The sequence below is a fragment of the Streptomyces sp. NPDC057900 genome (assembly GCF_042887885.1).
In the GTDB taxonomy this organism is placed as follows: Bacteria; Actinomycetota; Actinomycetes; order Streptomycetales; family Streptomycetaceae; genus Streptomyces.
Genome location: NZ_JBHVOI010000001.1, coordinates 1,060,258 through 1,081,678, shown reverse-complemented (window position 1 = coordinate 1,081,678; position 21,421 = coordinate 1,060,258). Strand labels below are relative to the sequence as shown.

Annotated in this window: 19 protein-coding genes; 13 read left to right on the top strand and 6 right to left on the bottom strand. The window is 72.2% G+C overall.

Annotated features, from left to right (window positions below):
• Positions 1 to 146 precede the first annotated feature (146 nt).
• From ACFVQ0_RS04465 to ACFVQ0_RS04450, 4 genes are all read left to right on the top strand, one after another.
• Positions 147 to 620 carry an SRPBCC family protein gene (locus ACFVQ0_RS04465; protein WP_390084442.1) on the top strand — a complete coding sequence of 158 codons (474 nt, stop codon included), beginning with the start codon at positions 147 to 149 and terminating at the stop codon, positions 618 to 620.
• Positions 621 to 807: 187 nt separating this feature from the next.
• A complete protein-coding gene (locus tag ACFVQ0_RS04460; RefSeq protein ID WP_390084440.1) occupies positions 808 to 3,276 on the top strand; it encodes an MFS transporter in 2,469 nt (822 codons plus the stop codon).
• A 159-nt stretch (positions 3,277 to 3,435) separates the two neighbouring features.
• Complete coding sequence (locus ACFVQ0_RS04455) at positions 3,436 to 5,883, top strand: SpoIIE family protein phosphatase (RefSeq protein ID WP_390084438.1); 2,448 nt, start codon at positions 3,436 to 3,438, stop codon at positions 5,881 to 5,883.
• Positions 5,884 to 6,005: 122 nt separating this feature from the next.
• Positions 6,006 to 6,725, top strand: coding sequence for a class I SAM-dependent methyltransferase (locus ACFVQ0_RS04450; protein ID WP_390084436.1), 720 nt, complete (start codon positions 6,006 to 6,008; stop codon positions 6,723 to 6,725).
• A gap of 22 nt (positions 6,726 to 6,747) precedes the next feature.
• On the opposite strand, the gene ACFVQ0_RS04445 is transcribed toward ACFVQ0_RS04450, so the two are convergent.
• Positions 6,748 to 7,638 (bottom strand): LysR family transcriptional regulator, encoded by an 891-nt coding sequence (locus ACFVQ0_RS04445; RefSeq protein ID WP_390084434.1) that lies wholly within the window; start codon positions 7,636 to 7,638, stop codon positions 6,748 to 6,750.
• A 129-nt stretch (positions 7,639 to 7,767) separates the two neighbouring features.
• Here ACFVQ0_RS04445 and ACFVQ0_RS04440 point away from each other — a divergent pair, with 129 nt between their 5' ends.
• The 8 genes from ACFVQ0_RS04440 (at position 7,768) to ACFVQ0_RS04405 (ending at position 15,567) form a co-directional block, all read left to right on the top strand.
• A complete protein-coding gene (locus ACFVQ0_RS04440) occupies positions 7,768 to 8,769 on the top strand; it encodes an aldo/keto reductase (RefSeq protein ID WP_390084432.1) in 1,002 nt (333 codons plus the stop codon).
• Between the two features lie 75 nt (positions 8,770 to 8,844).
• The gene (locus tag ACFVQ0_RS04435; protein ID WP_390084430.1) at positions 8,845 to 9,399 is read left to right on the top strand and encodes a DinB family protein; all 555 of its coding nucleotides are present in this window, start codon (positions 8,845 to 8,847) and stop codon (positions 9,397 to 9,399) included.
• An 87-nt stretch (positions 9,400 to 9,486) separates the two neighbouring features.
• Complete coding sequence (locus ACFVQ0_RS04430) at positions 9,487 to 10,320, top strand: M55 family metallopeptidase (RefSeq protein ID WP_390084428.1); 834 nt, start codon at positions 9,487 to 9,489, stop codon at positions 10,318 to 10,320.
• The gene (locus ACFVQ0_RS04425; protein ID WP_390084426.1) at positions 10,313 to 11,656 is read left to right on the top strand and encodes a M20/M25/M40 family metallo-hydrolase; all 1,344 of its coding nucleotides are present in this window, start codon (positions 10,313 to 10,315) and stop codon (positions 11,654 to 11,656) included. Before ACFVQ0_RS04430 ends, ACFVQ0_RS04425 begins: the two co-directional genes overlap by 8 nt.
• Positions 11,657 to 11,677: 21 nt before the next feature.
• Positions 11,678 to 13,663, top strand: a complete 1,986-nt coding sequence (locus ACFVQ0_RS04420) for a prolyl oligopeptidase family serine peptidase (protein ID WP_390084424.1) — start codon at positions 11,678 to 11,680, stop codon at positions 13,661 to 13,663.
• Positions 13,660 to 14,604 carry an LD-carboxypeptidase gene (locus ACFVQ0_RS04415; RefSeq protein ID WP_390084422.1) on the top strand — a complete coding sequence of 315 codons (945 nt, stop codon included), beginning with the start codon at positions 13,660 to 13,662 and terminating at the stop codon, positions 14,602 to 14,604. Before ACFVQ0_RS04420 ends, ACFVQ0_RS04415 begins: the two co-directional genes overlap by 4 nt.
• Positions 14,605 to 14,738: 134 nt before the next feature.
• Positions 14,739 to 14,978 (top strand): DUF1049 domain-containing protein, encoded by a 240-nt coding sequence (locus tag ACFVQ0_RS04410; protein ID WP_390084420.1) that lies wholly within the window; start codon positions 14,739 to 14,741, stop codon positions 14,976 to 14,978.
• Between the two features lie 34 nt (positions 14,979 to 15,012).
• Positions 15,013 to 15,567: a GNAT family N-acetyltransferase gene (locus tag ACFVQ0_RS04405; RefSeq protein WP_390084418.1), complete on the top strand. Its 555-nt coding sequence runs from the start codon at positions 15,013 to 15,015 to the stop codon at positions 15,565 to 15,567.
• A gap of 18 nt (positions 15,568 to 15,585) precedes the next feature.
• On the opposite strand, the gene ACFVQ0_RS04400 is transcribed toward ACFVQ0_RS04405, so the two are convergent.
• Positions 15,586 to 16,536, bottom strand: coding sequence for a MerR family transcriptional regulator (locus ACFVQ0_RS04400; protein WP_390084416.1), 951 nt, complete (start codon positions 16,534 to 16,536; stop codon positions 15,586 to 15,588).
• A 95-nt stretch (positions 16,537 to 16,631) separates the two neighbouring features.
• Here ACFVQ0_RS04400 and ACFVQ0_RS04395 point away from each other — a divergent pair, with 95 nt between their 5' ends.
• Positions 16,632 to 18,152, top strand: coding sequence for an alpha/beta hydrolase (locus ACFVQ0_RS04395; protein ID WP_390084414.1), 1,521 nt, complete (start codon positions 16,632 to 16,634; stop codon positions 18,150 to 18,152).
• A gap of 16 nt (positions 18,153 to 18,168) precedes the next feature.
• On the opposite strand, the gene ACFVQ0_RS04390 is transcribed toward ACFVQ0_RS04395, so the two are convergent.
• From ACFVQ0_RS04390 to ACFVQ0_RS04375, 4 genes are read right to left on the bottom strand one after another with little or no spacing between them, the layout of a single operon-like run.
• Positions 18,169 to 18,939, bottom strand: a complete 771-nt coding sequence (locus ACFVQ0_RS04390; protein WP_390084412.1) for a uracil-DNA glycosylase — start codon at positions 18,937 to 18,939, stop codon at positions 18,169 to 18,171.
• Positions 18,936 to 19,499, bottom strand: a complete 564-nt coding sequence (locus ACFVQ0_RS04385) for a DJ-1/PfpI/YhbO family deglycase/protease (RefSeq protein WP_390084410.1) — start codon at positions 19,497 to 19,499, stop codon at positions 18,936 to 18,938. The genes ACFVQ0_RS04390 and ACFVQ0_RS04385 overlap by 4 nt, the downstream gene beginning before the upstream one ends.
• A 28-nt stretch (positions 19,500 to 19,527) precedes the next feature.
• Complete coding sequence (locus ACFVQ0_RS04380) at positions 19,528 to 19,854, bottom strand: plasmid stabilization protein (protein WP_390084408.1); 327 nt, start codon at positions 19,852 to 19,854, stop codon at positions 19,528 to 19,530.
• Positions 19,855 to 19,890: 36 nt separating this feature from the next.
• Positions 19,891 to 21,414 carry a catalase gene (locus tag ACFVQ0_RS04375; RefSeq protein ID WP_390084406.1) on the bottom strand — a complete coding sequence of 508 codons (1,524 nt, stop codon included), beginning with the start codon at positions 21,412 to 21,414 and terminating at the stop codon, positions 19,891 to 19,893.
• Positions 21,415 to 21,421: the final 7 nt, after the last annotated feature.

Below are 21,421 nucleotides of genomic sequence, written 5' to 3'. Positions count from 1 at the left end.
CGCCTCCTAGGTAGCACTGACCCGAGAATAGAACACTTGTTCCCTTGATCGTTTTCTCCCCTTCGTCCCCGACCGGATTTTGAGCCGGGTGCCGGAGGTGGTTGGCTCAGCACACCCCCGAACAACCGAGTGCTGGAGGAACAGCCATGGCGCAGGTCGAGGCCACGACAGAGCGGATCATCGCGGCGGACCCGGAAGCGGTGTTCGACGCGCTGGCCGACTACAAGGACGTCCGCGGCAAGGTGCTGCCCGGCCAGTTCAGCGAGTACGAGGTGCGTGAGGGCGGCGACGGAGAGGGCACCCTCGTCCACTGGAAGCTCCAGGCCACCAGTAAGCGGGTGCGCGACTGCCTGCTGGAGGTCAGCGAGCCGTCAGGGGGCCCCTCCCATGCCGCAGGCTATGGGGGCGGTCAGCTGGTGGAGAAGGACCGCAACTCCTCGATGGTCACGACGTGGACCGTCACCCCGGCCGGCGAGGGCAAGTCCAAGGCCGTCGTCTCGACCGTCTGGAACGGTGCCGGCGGCATCGGCGGGTTCTTCGAGCGCACCTTCGCGCCCAAGGGACTCGGCCGCATCTACGACGAATTGCTGCAGAACCTTGCCACCGAGGTGGAGAAGTAACCCCCGGTCCGCGTTTCCTGCCTCACCGGTTCGGGTGGTCTTTCCACCCGCCCGGTTGTGCGCCGTAGTGGCTCTCACCGGGAGCTAAGCCCTCCGAGTGCGCCGTCAGCGCCCCCCGCCGCGTTTGCCCTCCCTTGTATCGCGATGCGAGAAATGGGCGGCGCAGATGCGACGAGGGGAGCGGCACGTGGTGGGTGGGATCACTCTGGTGAAGGACGAGCCCGACGGTCCGGGCGACACCGCGACGGTGCGGACGTCCGAACCGCCCCCGTCGCCACCCGTTCCACCTGCTCCGCCCGCTCCACCCGCGACGGCGCCGGACGCGGTCATGCCGCCCGCCTTCGAGACGGACCCGCGCCGCATCCGGCTCATCTTCATCGGGCTGATGCTCACGCTGCTGCTCGCGGCGCTCGACCAGATGATCGTCGCCACCGCGCTCCCGAAGATCGTCGGTGAGCTGCACGGCCTGGAGAAGATGTCCTGGGCGGTCACCGCCTATCTGCTCGCCTCCACCATCGGGCTCCCGGTCTACGGAAAGCTCGGCGACCTCTTCGGGCGCAAGGGCGTCTTCCAGTTCGCGATCGTCGTGTTCGTGATCGGCTCCGCGCTGGCCGGCTGGTCGCGCACCATGGACGAACTCATCGCCTTCCGCGCCCTCCAGGGCGTCGGCGGCGGCGGTCTGATGATCGGCGTCCAGGCGATCATCGCGGACGTCGTGCCGCCCAGGGAACGCGGCCGGTTCATGGGGCTGATCGGCGCGGCCTTCGGACTCGCCTCCGTGGCGGGCCCGTTGCTCGGCGGCTTCTTCACCGACCACGCCTCCTGGCGCTGGTGCTTCTACATCAACATCCCGTTCGGCCTGGTCACCTTCGCCGTCATCACCGTCGTGCTGAAGCTGCCGAAGCCGGCCGTCCGGCCCCGGCTCGACATCCTCGGCGCCGTGCTGCTGGCCGCCGCTTCCACCTGCGTGGTGCTGGTCACCAGCTGGGGCGGTACGGAGTACGCCTGGAGCTCCGGCACCATCCTGGCACTGGCCGCGGGAGCCGTCGTGACGACCCTGCTCTTCGTCGTCGTCGAGCAGCGCGCGCCCGAACCGATCATCCCGCTGCGGCTGTTCCGCGACTCGATCTTCAACATCAGCGCACTCGTCGGCGCGGTGGTCGGGATCGCCCTGTTCGGCGCGGCCAGCTACCTGCCGACCTTCCTGCAGATGGTCGACGGGGCCACCGCCACCGAGTCCGGCCTGCTGATGCTCCCGATGATGGGCGGCATCGTCGCCGCTTCGGTCGTCTCCGGCCAGCTCATCTCCCGTACCGGCAAATACCGCGTCTACCCGATCGCCGGGAGCGCGCTGGCGGCGATCGGCATGTGGCTGCTGTCCCGGCTCGAAACGGACACCCCGCGGCTGGAGTACAGCATTTCGCAGGCGGTGCTCGGGCTCGGGATCGGACTGATCATGCCGGTGCTGGTGCTCGCCGTGCAGAACTCCGTACGGCCCGCCGACCTCGGCACCGCCACCAGTGCCAACAACTACTTCCGGCAGATCGGCGGCAGCGTCGGCGCGGCCGTCTTCGGCACGCTCTTCGCCGGGCGCCTCGCCGACGCGCTCGCGGTGCGCCTGCCGGCCGGGGCCGGTCTGCCCGACCCCGAGTCGATCACCCCGCAGCTGGTCCACGCCATGGAGCCGGCGCTGCGCGACAGTTATATCCAGGCGTACGCCGACGCGATGCCCCGGATCTTCCTCTACCTCGTGCCGGTCCTCGTGCTCGGCCTGTTCTTCGCCTTCTTCCTCAAGGAGAAACCGCTGGTGTCCCACCACAGCCCGGAAACCGCAGCAGAGCCCGCGACGATCCCGTCCGCCCGGGTCAACCCCGGCCCCCAGCCCGCCGGGCACCTCGCGGGGGTGCCCGTCAGCGGCAGCGTCCAGCATCCCGACGGCACGAAGGTCCCCCGCGCCGCCCTCACCCTCATCGACGTCCAGGGGCAGCAGGTCGGCAGGGGCGCCAGCGGTGAGGAGGGGCGGTACGCGCTCAGCGTCCCCGGCGCCGGTTCGTACGTCCTCATCGCCGCCGCCGGGGGCCACCAGCCGCAGGCGGTCAGCGTCACCGTGGGCGAGCGGCCGGTGGAGCTCGACGTGGTGCTCGGCGGGGCGGGCCGGCTGGCGGGAACCGTCCTGACGCCGGACGGCGCTCCGGTGCGGGACGCCGCCGTCACACTCACCGACGTACGCGGCGAGGTCGTCTCCTCCACCCGCAGCGGTCGCGAGGGCGGCTACGTGATCTCGGAACTGGTGGCAGGGGAGTACACCCTCGCGGCCAGCGCCCCCGCGTTCCGGCCCGCCGCGCTGCCGGTCAGTGTGCAGGCGGCCCGGGAGACCCGGCAGGACATCGAACTGGCCGGCGGCGCCGTGCTGCGCGGTGTCGTGCGCGCCAGCGGCGGGCGGCTCGTCGAGGACGCCCGGGTCACGCTCCTGGACGCGGCCGGCAACGTCGTCGACACCGTGACCACCGGGCCCGACGGAGCCTTCCGGTTCGTCGACCTGTCCACCGGCGAGTACACCGTGATCGCCGCCGGCTACCCGCCGGTGGCCACGGTCCTCCAGGTCGCGGGCGGCGGGCGCACCGAACGGGACCTCCAGCTGGGTCACGAGGACTGACCCCGCGACAGCGGTGGCGAGGGCAGTGCGCCCCCCGAGTGCGCGGGGCGCACCACCTTCGTGGGTGATTCCGTCGATGACCGGCGGGCGCCGGTCACGGCCCCGTACGGTGGAGCCACGTACCGCAGAACCTTGCGGTGGGGAAGGAGCCTTCCACCCATGGAACCCGGTGTGCCGGAGCACAGGACACCACAACCGCGAGACGCGGCGGCGGGCCGTGTGCCGCTCGCCGTGGTCGTCGTCGACACGGACGGACGTGTGTCGCACTGGTCGTCCGGCGCCAGAAGGCTCTTCGGTGTCGCCCGGGAGGACGCGGTCGGCTGTCCGGCCGGTGAACTGCTCCCCGTCTCAGGGGCGTTGCGGGACCGGGACGAACCGACGCGGGACGCGATGTACGCCGAGTTCGGTCCGGAGCTGGACAGCTCCCTCAGCGGTACCGCCGCCTATCCGACAGCGGGCCGGGCCCGGGTGGACCAGCCGGACCGGGGCCGGATCGAGGTCCTGTGGTGGGCCTATCCGCTCGTCGGGCCCGGCCCGGAGCGGCTGCTCGTGCTCGCCGCGGACTCCGCGCAGGTGCGCGGCGCCGAGGCGGGACAGGGACGGGGCGCGGACACGATCGCACCCGGATTCGCCCTGCACACCGACCTCCCCGGCTACCGGGAACTGTCCGGTCGGCTGCCCGAGATCCTGCCCAGCATGAGCGTCCACGAGGCCACCCGGATCGTCTCCCAGGTACTCGAACTCGGCTATCCGGTCCTGGAGTTCAGCCACCACGACCGGATCCCGGTGACCCCCGACTGGGGGGTGCCGCAGCGCGTCGGACGCCCCGGTGCGGCGACTTCGCCGCACATCGACGACGGACGGCCCGCGCCCCGCGCGGTGCCCCGCCCCGAGCTGGACCTCGAATACGCGGCGGTCCGTGAGCGGCTGGAATTCCTCAACGAGGTCAGCGGCCGAATCGGTTCCTCCCTCGACCTGGAACGCACCATCCGCGAGGTCACCAGCGCCGCGGTGCCCCGCTTCACCGACTTCGCGGGTACGCATCTGCGCGCCGCCGTCCTCGCCGGTGAGGGCTTCCCGGACGGGCCGCCCGACGTGACGACGGTCTGGCACCGGGTCTGGGTCGAGCACAACGACGAACCCGGCCGCTGGGACGACACCGTGCCCGTGGGCGAATCCATCGCGTTCCCGGAACACACCCCCTTCTTCCAGTGCATGGTCACCGGCGAGCCGGTCATCATCCCCTATGTCAGCGAGGAGTTGAGCAACCGGATCTCCGGTGAGTTCGAGAAGCGCGACCTGCGTCCGCTGATCACCCACCGGTCCCTGCTCATCGTGCCGCTCAAGGCCCGCGACGTGGTGCTCGGCTTCATGGTCCTGATGCGGCGCCCGGGGCGGGAGCCCTTCGACGACATGGACCGCACCACCGGCGCCGAACTCGCCGCCAGGGCCGGGCTCGTCCTGGACAACGCCCGCATGTACACCTACCAGGAGAACGTCGCAGAGACCCTCCAGGACAGCATGCTGCCCCAGGTCGAGCCACGCATGGCCGGCTGCGACATCGCCACCCGCTACCTGCCGGGCGCCCGGCTCGGCCGGGTCGGCGGCGACTGGTTCGACTCGGTGAAGCTCCCCGGCTCCCGGACCGCGCTCGTCGTCGGCGACGTGATGGGGCACGGCCTCAACTCGGCTGCGATGATGGGCCAGTTGCGTACCGCCGTGCTGACCATGGCCACCATGGAGATGGAGCCCGCGCAGCTGCTGCGCAATCTGGACGACCTGGCCCAGCGGCTCGGCGAGCAGTACCTCGCCACCTGCCTCTACGCGGTGTACGACCCGATCCGCTCCGAACTCCAGATCGCCAACGCCGGGCACATCCCGCCCGTGCTCGTCCACGCGGAGGACGGCCGGGCCGAGCTGCTCGATCTGCCGACCGGTGCCCCGATCGGGGTCGGCGGGGTGGCCTTCGCGACGGCGACCGTGCGGGTCCTGCCGGGCGACCGCCTGGTGCTCTGCACCGACGGGCTGGTCGAGGTGCGCGGCCAGGACATCGGCGCCGGTCTCGCCGCGCTCTGCGCCTCGGCCGCGCATCCCGCCGCGTCCATGGACGACGCCTGCGACACGATCATCCGGGCACTCAACCCCCGCGACGGCCGCAAGGACGATGTCGCCCTGCTGATGGCCCGGCTCAACGGCATCCCGGAGGACGACGTCGCGGAGTGGCAACTCGCCCTGGACCCACGCGAAGTGGCGCGCGCCCGCCGGATGGTCCGGGGCAAGCTGCTCGACTGGGAGCTGCCCGGCGCGGTGGAGTCGGCCGAGCTGATGGTCAGCGAGCTGGTCACCAACGCGGTGAAACACGGCCGCACCCACCACATCGGGCTCCGGCTGGTTCGCACCGGCGCCCTGCTCTGCGAGGTCAGCGACGACGAGCCCGCCCCGGCCGCGCTCCTCGACGCCACCGCGGAGGACGAGTTCGGCCGCGGCCTCGTCCTGGTGACCGGCCTCGCCCGGGAGTGGGGCAGCAGCACGACGGCCCGCGGCAAGACCGTCTGGTTCGAGCTGGCGCTCTCCCGGCGGACCGGTCGTCGCCCGAACGGGCGGTAACCGGGGCCGGGGAAGAGGCGTCGCCGGTCGCCGGTCGCGTCCGCGCACTTGCCCCGATCCGCCGCGGGCGGTAATCCCTTGTTCTGCAAGGTGGCTCGGCGTGACGGGACTTGGGAGTGCGCATGAATGATCCACAGCGGTACCGCGAGGCGTGGGAAGGCTTCTGGGAGGCGACATCGGACGCGCCCGGCGAGGCGATCTGGGACGCCGACCCCTCGCTGAGCGCCGCCCCGCACAGCGAACTGCTCCTGCCGTACGCCGATGCCGCGCTGCCCGTCGTCGACCTCGGCTGCGGCAACGGCACCCAGACCCGCTACCTGGCCACCCGGTTCGCCCATGCCATCGGCGTGGACCTCTCGCACGCCGCGATCGGCCTCGCCCGCCGGGCGGACACCGAGGGCGTCGCCGAGTTCGCCCAGCTCGATCTGACCGACGGCGAAGCGGTACGCGCCCTGCACGAGCGGATCGGGGACGCCAACGTCTATATGCGGGCGGTTATCCACCAGAGCGAGGCCGAGGCCAGGCCCGCGGTTGCCGCGGCCGTGGCGACGCTGCTCGGCGCACGCGGGCGGGCCTTCGTCGCGGAGCTGACCCCGGCCTCCAAGGACGTGCTCCGACTGGCGGCACAGGGACCGGACGGTCCGCCCAAGAAGCTGCGCCGGGTCTACGACCACGGGCTCAAACCGGCGGACGCCGCGGAGGAGGAAGTGCCGGAGCTTCTGCGGGCGGCCGGACTGACCACGTTGGACAGCGGTGACACGGCCCTGCCGCAGACCGAGCAGCTGCCCGACGGGACCCGGATCGACCTGCCTGCCAGGTGGTTCGTGCTGGCCGTCGGCTGAACGGGGGCCGCGCGGAGAGGCCTCAGAGTGCGTCCTGCCCCCGTACCAGGGTCATGAGAGCCCGCGCCCCGGGGCTCATGACCGGCGCCTCCGGAAGCACCACGACGCTCTCGTAGTACGGCTGGGCGGGCCCGTCCAGCCGTACCGTCGCCAGGCCCCGCGCCTCGGGCTTGCGGGTGAAGTGGTGCGGCACCACCGCGATGCCGAGCCCCTCCTGCACCAGCTCAAGCAGGCTGTGCACGTCGTTCACCTCAAGCGCGACCGTGCGGCGGACCCGCGCGGCGGCGAACGCCTCGTCCGCCGCGCGGCGCGGACCCCAGTCCGGATGGAAGTCGATGAACGGCTCGCCCGGCAGCTCGTCCCACCCGGCCCGGTCCTTCCCGGCCAGCCGGTGGCCGGGCGCGCACAGCAGGACCATGGGCTCACGGGCCAGCGGGACCAGCTCGCCGCGCCACTCCACGGAGCTGACCGTGGCGGCGAAGGCGATGTCGAGCCGCCCGCCGGCCACCCCGTCCACCAGGCTCGTCGTCCCCTCCTGGCGGAGCCGGATCTCCATGTGCGGATGCGCGCGGTGGAAGGCGGCGAGCAGCCGGGGCAGGCTCACCCCGGCCACGCACTGCTCGACCCCCACCGACAGGGTGCCGCGCAGCAGCCCCCGTACGGCGTCGACGGCGTCCTTCGCGGCCCGCGCGCCGGCCAGGGTGCGCTCGGCCTCCACCAGCAGGGCGCGCCCGGCCTCGGTCAGCCGGACGCTGCGGGTGGTCCGGCTGAACAGCGGGGTCCGCAGCTCCTGCTCCAGCGCCCGGACGGAGGCGGATAGCCCGGACTGCGACACGGCGAGGCGCTCGGCGGCCCGGGTGAAGTGCTGTTCCTCGGCGACCGCGACGAAATGTTCCAGCTGGCGCAACTCCATGATTGAGAAATATAGGCGCTGAATCCAAGCGGAATCTCCTGTTGGACTGCTGGATCGATCTGCGCGAGCCTGGATCCCGCACGGCGTACCCCGTCGTGGACCGGAACGAACTCTCCCGTGGAGCCCCGCATGTACATCCCGTCCGCAGAGCGCTACCAGGACATGCCCTACCGGCGCACCGGGCGCAGCGGCCTGAAGCTGCCGGCCCTCTCGCTCGGCCTGTGGCACAACTTCGGCGGGGACCGGACGCCGGAGACCCAGGGACAGATCCTCCGCCGGGCCTTCGACCTCGGCATCACCCACTTCGACCTGGCGAACAACTACGGCCCGCCGCCCGGCTCCGCAGAGACCGCGATGGGTCGGGCGCTGGCCACGGACTTCGCCCGGCACCGGGACGAGATCATCGTCTCCACCAAGGCCGGCTACCTGATGTGGGACGGCCCGTACGGGGAGTGGGGCTCACGCAAGAACCTGCTCTCCTCGCTCGACCAGAGCCTCGGCCGCCTCGGGCTCGACTACGTCGACATCTTCTACTCCCACCGCCCCGACCCCGAGACCCCGCTCGAAGAGACGATGGGCGCCCTCCACTCGGCGGTCCAGCAGGGCAAGGCGCTCTACGTGGGCGTCTCCAACTACTCCGCCGAGCAGACCCGGGAGGCCGCCCGGATCCTGAAGGACCTCGGCACCCCGCTGCTCATCCACCAGCCGCGCTACTCGATGCTGGACCGCTGGGTCGAGGACGGCCTGCTCACGGCCCTCGACGAGCTTGGCGCCGGCTCCATCGCGTACTCGCCGCTGGAGCAGGGCATCCTCTCCGACCGCTACCTCCGCGGCATCCCGGAGGGCTCACGGGCGGCGGGCAGCAGCCCGTTCCTGTCGGCCGACTCCGTCACCCCGGAGCTGCTCGCACGCCTGCGCGAGCTCGACGAACTGGCCTCGGAACGCGGCCAGTCGCTGGCCCAGCTGGCGCTGGCCTGGGTGCTGCGCGGCGGCCGGGTCACCTCCGCCGTGGTCGGCGCGAGCAGCGTCGCCCAGCTGGAGAACAGCGTCCAGGCGGTCCGTAATCTGGAGTTCGACGACGCGGAACTCAGCCGGATCGAGAAGCTCCTGAAGGGCGCGAAGCGCCGCTGAACGACCCGGCGCGCGGGCGCCCCGCGGCAGGGGCGCCCGTAACCCGTCCGGCAGCGGGCTGTGAGGATGGCCGCCATGACATGGACGGCGCCCCGCCTCACGCGTACGACCCCCGACGGCCTCCAGCTGAACGCACCCGGCACCGCTGACGAGCGGACCATGCTGGCCGGCTGGCTCCAGTGGCACCGCGAAACGCTCCTGGTCAAATGCGCCGGACTCGGTCCGGAGGAGCTGGCCCGCACCACCGCCGGACCGTCCGGACTCACTCTGCTCGGGCTGGTGCGGCACCTGGCCGAGATCGAACGCTGGTGGTTCCGGCGGAGCTTCGCCGGCGAGCCGCTCGGTGACGTGTTCACCGGGCCGGACGACAGTGACGAAGGTCTCCGGGGCGTGGACCCGGCCCGCGCGGAGCACGACTACGCGGCCTACCTGGCCGAGGTCGCGGCGGCCGGGGCGGCAGTCGCGGGCCGGGACCTCGACGAGACCTTCGTGACGGCGGGCGGAGCCAGGACCTGCAGCCTGCGCTGGGTGTACCTGGCCATGATTCAGGAATACGCCCGGCACAACGGCCACGCGGATCTGCTGCGCGAGCGGACGGACGGCGAGACCGGTGACTACCCACGGGACTGAGCCGTACGGCCCCCTTCAGTGGAATGGACCAATGGAGGTCCGGACAGCCCTGGCCTGCGCGTTCCCCGGCGCGTACCGTGTGGCCGCATGAAGATCCTCGTGAGTGCCGACATGGAAGGCGCCACCGGCGTGACCTGGCCGGCCGATGTGCTGCCCGGCACGCCGCAGTGGGAGCGGTGCCGTTCGCTGTTCACGTCCGACGTCAACGCCGCGGCCCTCGGGTTCTACGACGGGGGCGCCGACGAGGTGCTCGTGAACGAGGCCCACTGGACGATGCGCAACCTGCTCCTGGAGCGGCTCGACGACCGGGTCCAGATGCTCACCGGCAAGCACAAGTCGCTCAGCATGGTGGAGGGCATCCAGCACGGGGACGTCGACGCGGTCGCCTTCGTCGGCTACCACACGGGCGCCGGTACGGAGGGCGTGCTGGCCCACACCTATCTGGCCAACTCCATCACCGGGGTCTGGCTGAACGGGGTCAGGGCCAGTGAGGGGCTGCTCAACGCGCATGTCGCCGCCGAGTACGGGGTCCCCGTCGTGCTGGTCACCGGGGACGATCTGACCTGTGTCGACGCGGCGGGTTACGCGCCCGACGCCCGCACCGTGGCCGTCAAGGACTACGTCTCGCGCTACGCCGCGGTCTGCCGCACCCCGGCCCGAACCGCCGCCGACATCCGTGCGGCGGCCAAGGAGGCGGTCGCGCTGGCGGGCCGGTACCCGGCGGTCGACGGCGGACCGTTCTCCGTGGAGCTGGAGTTCGACGCCGAGCACCTGGCGGCGGCGGCCACCGTCGTACCGGGCGTGACGGTCTCCGGCGAGAGGCGTGTCGTCTATACGAGCGAGACGATGTACGAAGGTATCCGCACGTTCAAGGCGGTGACGACCATCGTGTCGTCCGCCGTGGAGGAACAGTATGGCTGAGGTGACCAACCCCAGGAGCGGCGTCGACGCGCTCGCGCTCGACGAATCGGTGACGTTCACCTCCGAACTGATCCGCATCGACACCACCAACCGGGGCGGCGGCGACTGCCGTGAACGCCCGGCGGCCGAGTACGTGGCCGAGCGGCTGGCCGCCGCCGGACTCGAACCGACGCTGCTGGAGCGCACCCCCGGCCGCACCAACGTGGTCGCCAGGATCGCCGGTACGGACCCGTCCGCCGACGCGCTGCTGGTCCACGGACACCTGGACGTGGTGCCGGCGGAGGCCGACGACTGGTCGGTGCACCCCTTCTCGGGTGAGGTCCGCGACGGTGTCGTCTGGGGCCGGGGCGCCATCGACATGAAGAACATGGACGCGATGGTCCTCGCGGTCGCCCGGTACTGGGCCAGGGCAGGCATCCGGCCCCGCCGCGACATCGTGATCGCGTACACCGCCGACGAGGAGGCCAGCGCCGACGACGGCTCGGGCTTCCTCGCCGATCAGCACCCCGGACTCTTCGAGGGCTGCACGGAGGGCATCAGCGAATCCGGCGCCTTCACCTTCCACGCCGGACCGAACATGCCGCTCTACCCCATCGCGGCGGGCGAACGCGGCACCGGATGGCTCAAGCTGACCGCGCACGGCAAGGCGGGACACGGCTCCAAGGTCAACAAGGCCAACGCGGTCAGCGCGCTGGCCGCCGCCGTCGCCCGGATCGGCGCCCACGAATGGCCGGTGCGCCTCACTCCGACGGTCCGCGCCGCGCTCACCGAGATCGCCGCACTGCACGGCATCCACCCCGACCTCGACGCCCCCGGCTTCGACGTGGACGAACTCCTCGGCAAGATCGGACCGGCCGCCGCCCTCATCGAGCCGACCGTCCGCAACAGCGCCAACCCGACGATGCTGGACGCCGGGTACAAGGTCAACGTCATTCCGGGCCACGCCACCGCGTTCATCGACGGCCGGACGGTGCCGGGCGGCGAGGACGAGTTCCACGCCACCATGGACCGGCTGACCGGACCCTCGGTCGACTGGGAGTTCCACCACCGCGAGATCGCCCTCCAGGCCCCGGTCGACTCGCCCACGTACGCCAAACTCCGGGCCGCCGTCGAGCGGTTCGACCCGGACGGCCACGTGGTGCCGTACTCCATGTCGGGCGGCACCGACGCCAAGCAGTTCTCCCGGCTCGGCATCACCGGCTACGGCTTCTCCCCGCTGAAGCTGCCCGTCGGCTTCGACTACCAGGCCCACTTCCACGGCGTGGACGAACGCGTCCCCGTCGAGGCGCTGCACTTCGGCGTCCGGGTCCTGGACCACTATCTCCGCACCGCCTGAACCACTCGGGGGAATTCGAACATGGCAACCACGCAGGCCTACGGAAGCTGGCCGTCCCCGATCGACGCCGCGCTGGCCGCCTCGCGGGACGGCCGGCCCGAGTACGTCGAAGCGGTCGGCGAAGAACTGTGGTGGACGGAACCGCGCCCGGCCCAGGCCGGCCGGCGCGCCCTGGTGCGACGACTGGCCGACGGCACCACCGCGGAGCTGCCCGCCCCCTGGAACGTCCGCAGCCGGGTCATCGAGTACGGCGGCCGGCCCTGGACCGGAACGGAACGCGCCGAGGGCGGCCCGCTGATCGTCTTCGTCCACTTCGACGACCAGCGGCTGTACGCCTGGGAGCCGGACGGCCCCCGCGAGCCGTGGCCGCTCACCCCCGTCTCCACGGTCGGCGGCGGACTGCGCTGGGCCGACCCGCGACTCCACCCGGAGCGGGGCGCCTCCGGAGAGGTCTGGTGCGTCCTGGAGGAGTTCACCGGCGAGGGACCGGCCGAGCTGCGCAGGCTGATCGCCGCCGTGCCGCTGGACGGATCGGCGGCCGGTGACCGCTCCTCGGTACGCGAACTCTCCGACGACCGGCACCGGTTCGTCACCGGGCCCGAACTCTCGCCCGACGGACGGCGGGCGGCCTGGATCGCCTGGGACCACCCGAGGATGCCATGGGACGGCACCGAGGTGATCGTCGCGGACCTCGCGGACGACGGAACGTTCCGCGACCCCCGCACCCTGCTGGGCGGCCCGGAGGAATCCGTACCGCAGATCCAGTGGACCGCCGACGGACGGCTGCTCTTCGCCAGCGACCGCAGCGGCTGGTGGAACCTGTACCGCGCGGAACCGGACGGCAGCGCTGTCGAACTCTGCCCCAGGCAGGAGGAGTTCGCCGGACCACTGTGGAAGATCGGGCTCAGCTGGTTCCGGCCGCTGGAGAACGGGCTGATCGCCACCCTGCACGGCAGGGGCGCCACCACGCTCTCCATCCTCGACCCGGAGACCGGGACGCTCGTGGGCATCGCCGGGCCCTGGACCGAATGGGCCGGAACGCTCGCCGTACAGGGCAGCCGGGTCATCGGCATCGCCGCGAGCCCGCGCAGCGCGTACGAGATCGTGGAGCTGGACACCGCGACCGGACACACCCGGATCATCGCGGCCGAGCACGAGGACGCGGTCGATCCCGCGTACTACCCAGAGCCGGCGGAGCGCACCTTCGACGGTCCCGGCGGCCGGGAGATCCACGCCCACATCTACCCGCCGCACAGCCCCGACCGGACCGGCCCTGCCGGCGAACTGCCGCCGTACGTCATATGGGCGCACGGCGGCCCCACCGGGCACGCCGCCCTCGTTCTCGACCTGGAGATCGCCTACTTCACCTCGCGCGGCATCGGGGTGGCCGAGGTCAACTACGGCGGCTCGACCGGTTACGGACGTGAGTACCGCAACCGGCTGCGCGAACAGTGGGGCGTCGTCGACGTGGAGGACTGCGCGGCCGTGGCCCGCGCGCTCGCCGCCGAGGGCACCGCGGACCCGGACCGGCTCGCCGTCCGCGGCGGCAGCGCCGGCGGCTGGACCACGGCCGCCTCGCTGACCGGCACCGACGTCTACGCCTGCGGCACGATCATCTATCCCATCCTCGATCTGACCGGCTGGGGCAGCGGCGAGACCCACGACTTCGAATCGCAGTACCTGGAATCGCTGGTGGGCCCGCTGGCCGAGGTCCCCGATCGCTACCGCGAACGCTCCCCGAGCACCCGTACCGACCGGCTCACCACACCCTTCCTGCTGCTCCAGGGCGAGGACGACCCGATCTGCCCGCCCGTGCAGTGCGAGCGATTCCTGGCCGCCGTGGAGGGGCGCGGCATCCCGCACGCCTATCTCACCTACCCGGGCGAGGGCCACGGCTTCCGCCGCGCGGACACCATGATCAGCGCGCTGGAGGCCGAACTCTCCCTCTACGCCCAGACCTTCGGCATCGAACGGCCCGACGTGCCGCGGCTGGAGCTGAAGGAGTGAGCCTCGCCCCGCTGACCCGCCCCGCCCGGCTGCGCGCGGGCGCCAGGGTCGCCGTCGTCTCCCCGAGCGGGCCCGTGCCCGTCGACCGGCTGGAACCCGGCCTGGACATCCTGCGCGGCTGGGGCCTGGAGACCCTGACGATGCCTCATGTCCTGGACACGCACCCGGATCTGGACTATCTGGCCGGTGCGGACGAGGCACGCGCGCGGGATCTCCAGGACGCCTGGTGCGATCCGTCGGTCGACGCGGTGATCTGCGCCAGGGGCGGGTACGGGGCACACCGCATGGTCGATCTGGTCGACTGGGCGGCGATCCGCGCCGCCGGACCCAAGGCGTTCGTCGGCTACAGCGACATCACCGTGCTCCACGAGGCGTTCGCCCTGCGCACGGGCTTCGCCACCCTGCACGGCCCCATGGTGGGAACCGAGGCCTTCCTCAAGGACCCGCGCACCCAGGAGGCGCTGCGGGCCACCCTGTTCGAGCCGGACACCGTGCGGACGCTGGGCCTCGACGGGGCGGCGGTGCTGTCGCCCGGCCGGGCCGGGGGAATCACCTACGGCGGCTGTGTGAGCCTGCTCGCCGCCGGACTGGGCACCCCGCACGCCAGACGGTCGGCCCGCGGCGGGCTGCTGGTCATCGAGGACACCGGCGAGTCCCCGTACGCCATCGACCGCATCCTCACCCAGCTGCTGCGGGCCGGGGCGCTCGACGGCGTCGCCGGGGTGGCCTGCGGCTCCTGGATGGGCTGCGGGCCGTACGAGAAGGTGCGGGCGGTGCTCGCGGACCGGCTCGGCGGCCTCGGTGTCCCCGTCGTCGAGGAGCTCGGCTTCGGCCACGGCCCCACCGGGCTGACCATCCCGCTCGGGGTCCCGGCCGTGCTCGACGCGCCTGCCGACGGCGGCCCCGCCACCCTGACGGTCGAGGTCGCGGCGCTGCTCTGAGCGGGACGAACCGCACACCGGGGCCCGTACCGCTGTCACCCGGATGGGCGTACAGAACGGCGCCCGGCACCCGGACGGAGGCATCCTGGTGCCCCGGGGGCCGAGGCTTACCAGGAGCAGGGAAGGGGCCATTCATGAGCCCGAAAGACGTGTCGAGCGGCGGTACGCGCAGCACCGGTGCTTTCACCCCGGCCCGCATTCTGATCCTCGTCATCGCGGTCCTCTCGGTGGTGTTCATCGCCGAGAACACCGACGACGTGCAGGTCCGCCTGCTGATTCCAGTGGTGACGATGCCGCTCTACGCGGCGCTGGCCGTGATGTTCCTGGCCGGGATGGCCTGCGGCGCCTACTTCTTCCGCAGGCGGGCCAGGTAGCACAGGTGCCCCGAAGGCCGCCTACGCTGGGCCGATGTCCGACACCACCTATCTGGCCGAGGGGCCGCGCACCGCGATCCGCCCCTTCACCCCCGCGGATGCCGACGAGTTCACCGCACGTGCCCGGGAGAGCCGCGAACTGCACCGCCCCTGGCTGTTCCCGCCGACCGATCCGGACACGTACTCCGCCTACGCGGGCGTACTCATCGAGGACCCGTCGAAGGCGGGCTTCCTCGTGTGCGAGCGGCACGGCGCCGGGGGCGGCGCCGACGGTGCCGTCGCCGGCTTCATCAACATCAACAACATCGTCATCGGCGGCTTCCGCTGCGGCGCCCTCGGATACGGTGCCTTCGCCCACGCGGCCGGGCGCGGACTGATGGCCGAGGGGCTCGGTCTGGTACTGCGGTACGCCTTCGGGCCCCTCGGCCTGCACCGCCTCGAAGCCAACATCCAGCCGGACAACGAGGCCTCGATCGCGCTGGTGCGCCGGGCCGGATTCCGGCTGGAGGGCTTCTCGCCGGACTTCCTGTTCATCGACGGGGCCTGGCGCGACCACGAGCGCTGGGCGATCACCGCGGAGATGCGCTGACCCGGCCGGGCCGGGGCCTCAGCCCGTCCCGGCGGCCAACTGCGCGTCCAGCGCCGCGAACAGCCAGTCGTGCGCGGACCCGGGGGTCGGCTCCGGTGTGCCTCCCGGCGGGGTGACCACCTCCGACACCAGCTCCCAGTAGCGGTCGATCCGGGGATCGGCCGCCAGCTGTCCGGCCAGCACCCGGCGGAAGCCGAGAGTGTCCCGGCTGCCGTACGCGCTCGCGTACGCGTCCACGAAACTGTCCAGCTCCGGGCCCGGAGACGGCCGCCCGCCCCGGCGCATCACGGCCCCCGCCAGCTCGTACGCCTCGGCCAGACCGGCGTACAGCACAGCCGGTCGGCCCGCGCCCTCGCCCCGGTGCGCCGCCGGCTGAGGAAGCTCGGTGCCGGTGCACGGGCGGGTCACGAAGGCGTACAACCGGGCGAAGGCGAGAACCTGGGCGGGCTCCGGGTCCTCCGGCGGCTGTGGCACCACCGCCTCCAGGAACGCGGAGGTCGCCCCGGCCGGCATCCGGGGCGGCAGCCAGCCCCGCCAGAAACGGGCCAGCGGCGCCGTGTCCGGAGGCGCGGACACCGCCCCGATCAGCCGCAGCCGGTCCGCCCGCTCACCCGGCCCGCACTCCTGCACCAGCCGCAGCCCGGCCTCCCGCCAGCGCAGCGCCCGGAGCTGGGAGCCCAGTTCGCGCAACTGCCCCGCGACGGCGTCCTCCAGCACGCTGCCCGCCCCGGTCTCCTCCTCGTCGAGGACCCGCCGCACCTCGCGCACCGGAAGCCCCAGGGCACGCAGCGAGCGGACCAGACGCAGCCGGCCGAGCGACTCCGGACCGTACCGGCGGTGCCCGCCGGCGCTGCGGCCGGCCTCCGGCAGCAGACCTCTGTCGGAGTAGAAGCGGACGGTCTTGACGGTGACACCCGCACGCTCGGCGAGCTCACCGATGCCGTACAGGCCGTCGTGGGACGGGAACACTTGAATCTCCCTCCGGGGGAGCTTCTACCGTACCGGCGGGCGCTGCCGCAGAGTCGTGGCGGCGTTCGCGGGCGAGGAGCGCTGAGGAGAGACCGATGACCGTATTCATCCTGGTACCAGGCATGTTCACCGATACGCACGTGTGGCGGGAGACCGCCGCGCGACTGACCGCCGAGGGCGACGAGGTGCACGCGGTGGCCCTCACCGGAACCGGTGGCCCCCGCCCCGCCGAGGCGGACACCGTCGACCTGGAGACCCACATCGCGGACGTGCTCGCGGTGCTCGACTCGGTCGGCGCCGCGCCCGGCCGGGAGGTGGTGCTGGTCGGCCACGACTACGGCATCCACCCGGTGCTGGGCGCCGCCGACCGCAGGGCGGAGCTCGTCGCCCGGATCGTGTACCTGGACTCGGGGCTGCCCCAGGACGGCGTCCCCGCCCTGGCCGCCGTACCCGACCCGGCCCTGCGCGAGGAGCTGGCCGAGCGCGCCGGTGCCGACGGGGCCCACGGGGTGCTGCCCGCCCCGGCCCGCGACGCGTGGCAGCGCTGGGGCAGTACCGAGGGCGTTCCCGACGCGGCCCTGGACCGGCTCACCGCGTCCGCCTCGCCGCAGCCGCTGCGCACCCTGCTCCAGCCGCTGCGGCTGACCGGCGCGGCGGCCTCGCTGCCCGTCACCGGGGTGCTGTGCAACGCGGCCGGCTCCAGCATCGAAATGGTCCAGCGGGGTGTGGACTTCGGAGAGCCGACTCTCCAGGTCTTCACCGGCCCGCAGGTGACGTTCTTCGAACTCCCCACCGGACACTGGCCGATGCTGTCCCTCCCGGACGGGCTCGCGGAGGTCCTGCGGCGGGCGGCCGCGGGCGAGGGACACCGGCTGGTAGCACCAGACGCCGGGCAGTTGCCCGCGCACCTGCGGCCGTTCCTGCTCGACGTGCCGGACGTCCCGCGCGAGCGGACCGGCCACACCGACCTCTACCCGCCCGCCGCCGAAGGCCCGCGTCCGGCCGTGGTGTTCGTGCACGGCGGACCGGTGTCCGCCGAGGCCCGGCCGACCCCGAGGGACTGGCCGGGCCTGAACGGGTACGCCCGCTACGCGGCCGGGCAGGGGGTCGTCGGCGTGACCCTCGACCACCGCCTGCACGACGCCGCCGGCTACCCGCTCGCCGCAGAGGACATCGCTGCCACCCTTGAGCTGGTCCGGGCCGATCCACGGGTGGACGGCCATCGGATCGCCCTGTGGTTCTTCTCGGGCGGCGGGCTGCTCATGGCGGACTGGCTGCGGCAGCCGCCGTCCTGGCTGCGCTGCGTGGCGGCCAGCTACCCGCTGCTGGCACCGCTGCCCGTGCTGGGCCCGGTGGACCCCCGCTTCCGCCCGGCGGACGTGGTGCCGAAGGCCGGTGCGCTGCCGCTCGTGATCACCCGGGTGGGCCGCGAGCGGCCGGAGTTCGCCGTCACGGTGGAGGATTTCCTCACCGCGTCCCGGGACTGCGGGGCGGCGGTCGAGGTGATCGACGTACCGAACGCCCACCACGGCTTCGAGACCGTCGATCTGACCGGGGAGTCCCGCGACGCGGTGCGCCGTGGGATGCGCGCGGTGCTGGCCCACCTGGAGGCGTGAGGGCCGGGCTCCGGCCCTAGGGGCGGGTGGCCGGCAGGTGGGCCAGCGCGGCGCCCCGGAGCAACACCTCACGCAGCTGTACGGGGGTCAGGGTGCGGGTGGACATGTTGCGTTGGCTGGGGTGGTAGCCGCCGACCAGGTGCAGCGTCCGTTGTCCGTCGCGGCTGGTGAGGGCTGCCTCGGCGCCGTGCCCGAAGGCGGGACGGGGGCGGGGCAGCTGCCAGCCGGCGTCGGCCAGTACCGGGAGGAGGGTCTGCCAGGCGAAGCCGCCGAGCACCACGACGGCGCGCACCGCCGGGCCCAGCAGCGCCAGCTCGCGGGCGAGCCAGGGGCGGCAGGTGTCGCGCTCTGCGGTGGTGGGCCGGTTGCCGGGCGGCGCGCAGTGCACCGGCATCGTGATGCGTACCCCGTACAGCCGCAGGCCGTCCCCGCGGTGCGTGGCGGTCGGCCGGGAGGCGAGCCCGACGTCGTACAGGGCCGCGAACAGAGCGTCCCCGGAGGCGTCGCCGGTGAAGATCCGGCCCGTGCGATTGCCGCCGTGTGCGGCCGGTGCCAGGCCGACGAGTGCCAGCGGCGCGTCCGGGGGGCCGAAACCCGGCACCGGTCGTGCCCAGTACTCCTGGTCCAGGTAAGCCGGACGCTTGACCCGGGCGGTCTCCTCCCGCCAGGCCACCAGCCGCGGGCAGGCCCGGCACGTGGTCAGTGCCGCGTCCAGCTCGGCCACCGAACGGGCCGCCGGAGCCGCCGCGGCCGGGAAGCCCGCCGCCTCCGGCGCACGCCGGCTCATACGACAGCGAGGGCGGCATCGATCTCGTGGAGGAAGGCGTCCAGGTCTCCGGGGTCGCGGGAGGTGATGAGCGTCCAGCCGCCCGTGTCATCGGTGACCACGGGCTCGTCGGCCCAGGTGCCGCCGGCGTTGCGGATGTCCGTGGCCAGCGAGGCGTACGACGTGAGCCGCTTTCCCGCGACGGCATCCGCCTCGACCAGTGCCCATGGCCCGTGGCAGATCGCCGCGACGGGGCGCCCGGTGTCCTTGAAGGCGTGGACGAGTTCCACCGCCGGGCCCTGGCAGCGCAGCTTGTCCGCGTTCAGGGTCCCGCCCGGAATGAGCAGCAGGTCGTACGCGGCGGCGTCGGCCGCGTCCAGCGTGAGGTCGGGCCGCACGGTCTCTCCGGGGTCCTTGTCACCGACCAGCGTCCGGATGTCGTCCGAGGACAGGGCCGCGATGTCCACATGGGCGCCCCAGCCCCGCAGGTGTTCCACGGGCACCACGAGTTCGTCCTGCTCGACGCCGTAGTTCGTCACGACGGCCAGCACCCTGCGCCGGCTTCCGTCATTCGCGGTCATCGTCTCTGCCTCGTTCCCGGGCAGCCGCTCAACGGCCGACGGCCTTGAGCAGCTGCTCCTTGTTCATCTTCGAGCGGCCCTCGATGTTCTTGCGCTTGGCGTCCTCGTACAGCTGGTCCCTGGTGCGTCCCCGGGCGCCGCTGTGGGAGCGCTGTCCGCCACGCTGCGAGGCGGACTTCGGGTCCCGCGTCGACGACTTGCTCGCCGTCTCCGCCTCGCCCGAGCGCGCCCGCTCCTTGTTGACGGTGCGGGCCGCGATCTCCTTCGCCCGCTTCTCGGACGTACCCCGCCTCTCGGCGCTCTCCTTCACGTGCTCGTACTGACGCTCGCGCTTCGGGCTGGATCCTGCGGGCATGGGACTCTCTCCTCGCTTCTCCGCATCTCTCCGCGATCAGGCCTTTGCCTGCATGTTCCGCCGTGCGGGGTTGCCCTGCTCCGCGGCCTTCGGATCCTTCTCGCCCGCCTTGGCGCGGACACCCCGCTCGATGCGCTCACCGATCGACTTGTCGATGTTCGACCAGTACTGGAAGGCCCGTACCAGAACAGGCTCGGTGACCCCGTTGAGCAGATGGCCGACGACGTTGTCCACCAGCCGGTCGCGGGCCGCGTCGTCCAGGACCTCACGGACCAGGGTGCCGGGCTGACCCCAGTCGTCGTCCTCGGCGTGGTCCACATAGGCCGCCCGGGTGATTTCCCCGTCGGCGTACCAGCTCGGCGGGGAGCCGTGCCGTGCCGTGTCGGCGGCGGGCCCGCCCTTGGAGTTCGGTGCGTACACGGGGTCGCTGGTCTTCCGGTACGCCATCGCCCCGTCCTTGGAGTACGTGTGTACCGGGACGACGGGCGCGTTGACGGGCAGCTGCTGGTAGTTGGCCCCGATGCGGTAGCGGTGCGCGTCCGCGTACGAGAACAGCCGGGCCAGCAGCATCCGGTCGGGGCTCGGACCGATGCCGGGAACCAGGTTGTTCGGCTGGAAGGCCGCCTGCTCGATCTCGGCGTGGTTGTCGGTGGGGTTGCGGTCCAGCGTCATCCGGCCGACCTCGATCAGCGGGTAGTCGCTGTGCGGCCACACCTTGGTCAGGTCGAACGGGTTGAAGCGGTACCCGGCGGCGTCCTCGTACGGCATGACCTGCACGTGCAGCGTCCAGCTCGGGTACTCGCCGTCACGGATGTGCTCGAAGAGATCCCGCGTGTGGTAATCGGTGTCGGCCGAGGCCATCTGGTCACCCTCGTCCTGGGTGAAGCACTCGATGCCCTGGTCGGTCTTGAAGTGGTACTTCACCCAGAAGCGGTCGTCCTGCGCGTTGATCCACATGTAGGTGTGCGAGGTGTACCCGTTCATGTGCCGCCAGGAGCGCGGGATGCCCCGGTCGCCCATCAGCCATGCGACCTGGTGGGCCGATTCGGGCGAGAGGGTCCAGAAGTCCCACTGCATGTCGTGGTCGCGCAGGTTGTTGTCCGCGCGGCGCTTCTGGGACCGGATGAAGTGCTGGAACTTCATCGGGTCCTTGATGAAGAACACGGGGGTGTCGTTGCCCACCATGTCGTAGTTGCCCTCGCTGGTGTAGAACTTCACCGCGAAGCCGCGCGGGTCCCGCCAGGTGTCCGGGCTGCCGCGCTCGCCGGCGACGGTCGAGAACCGGGCCACGAGATCGGTCCTGGTGCCGGGCTGGAAGACCGCCGCCTTGGTGTAGGCGCTGACGTCGTTGGTCACCTCGAAGTGCCCGAAGGCGCCGCTCCCCTTGGCATGGGGCTGACGCTCGGGAATCCGCTCCCGGTTGAACTGCGCCATCTGCTCGATCAGGTAGGCGTCCTGCAACAGGACCGGTCCGCCGGGGCCGACGGTGAGCGAGTGTTCGTCACTCTCCACCGGAGCGCCGGAGTCCGTGGTGGTCGCCTCGCGTGAGGTGTCGGTCATCGGGCTG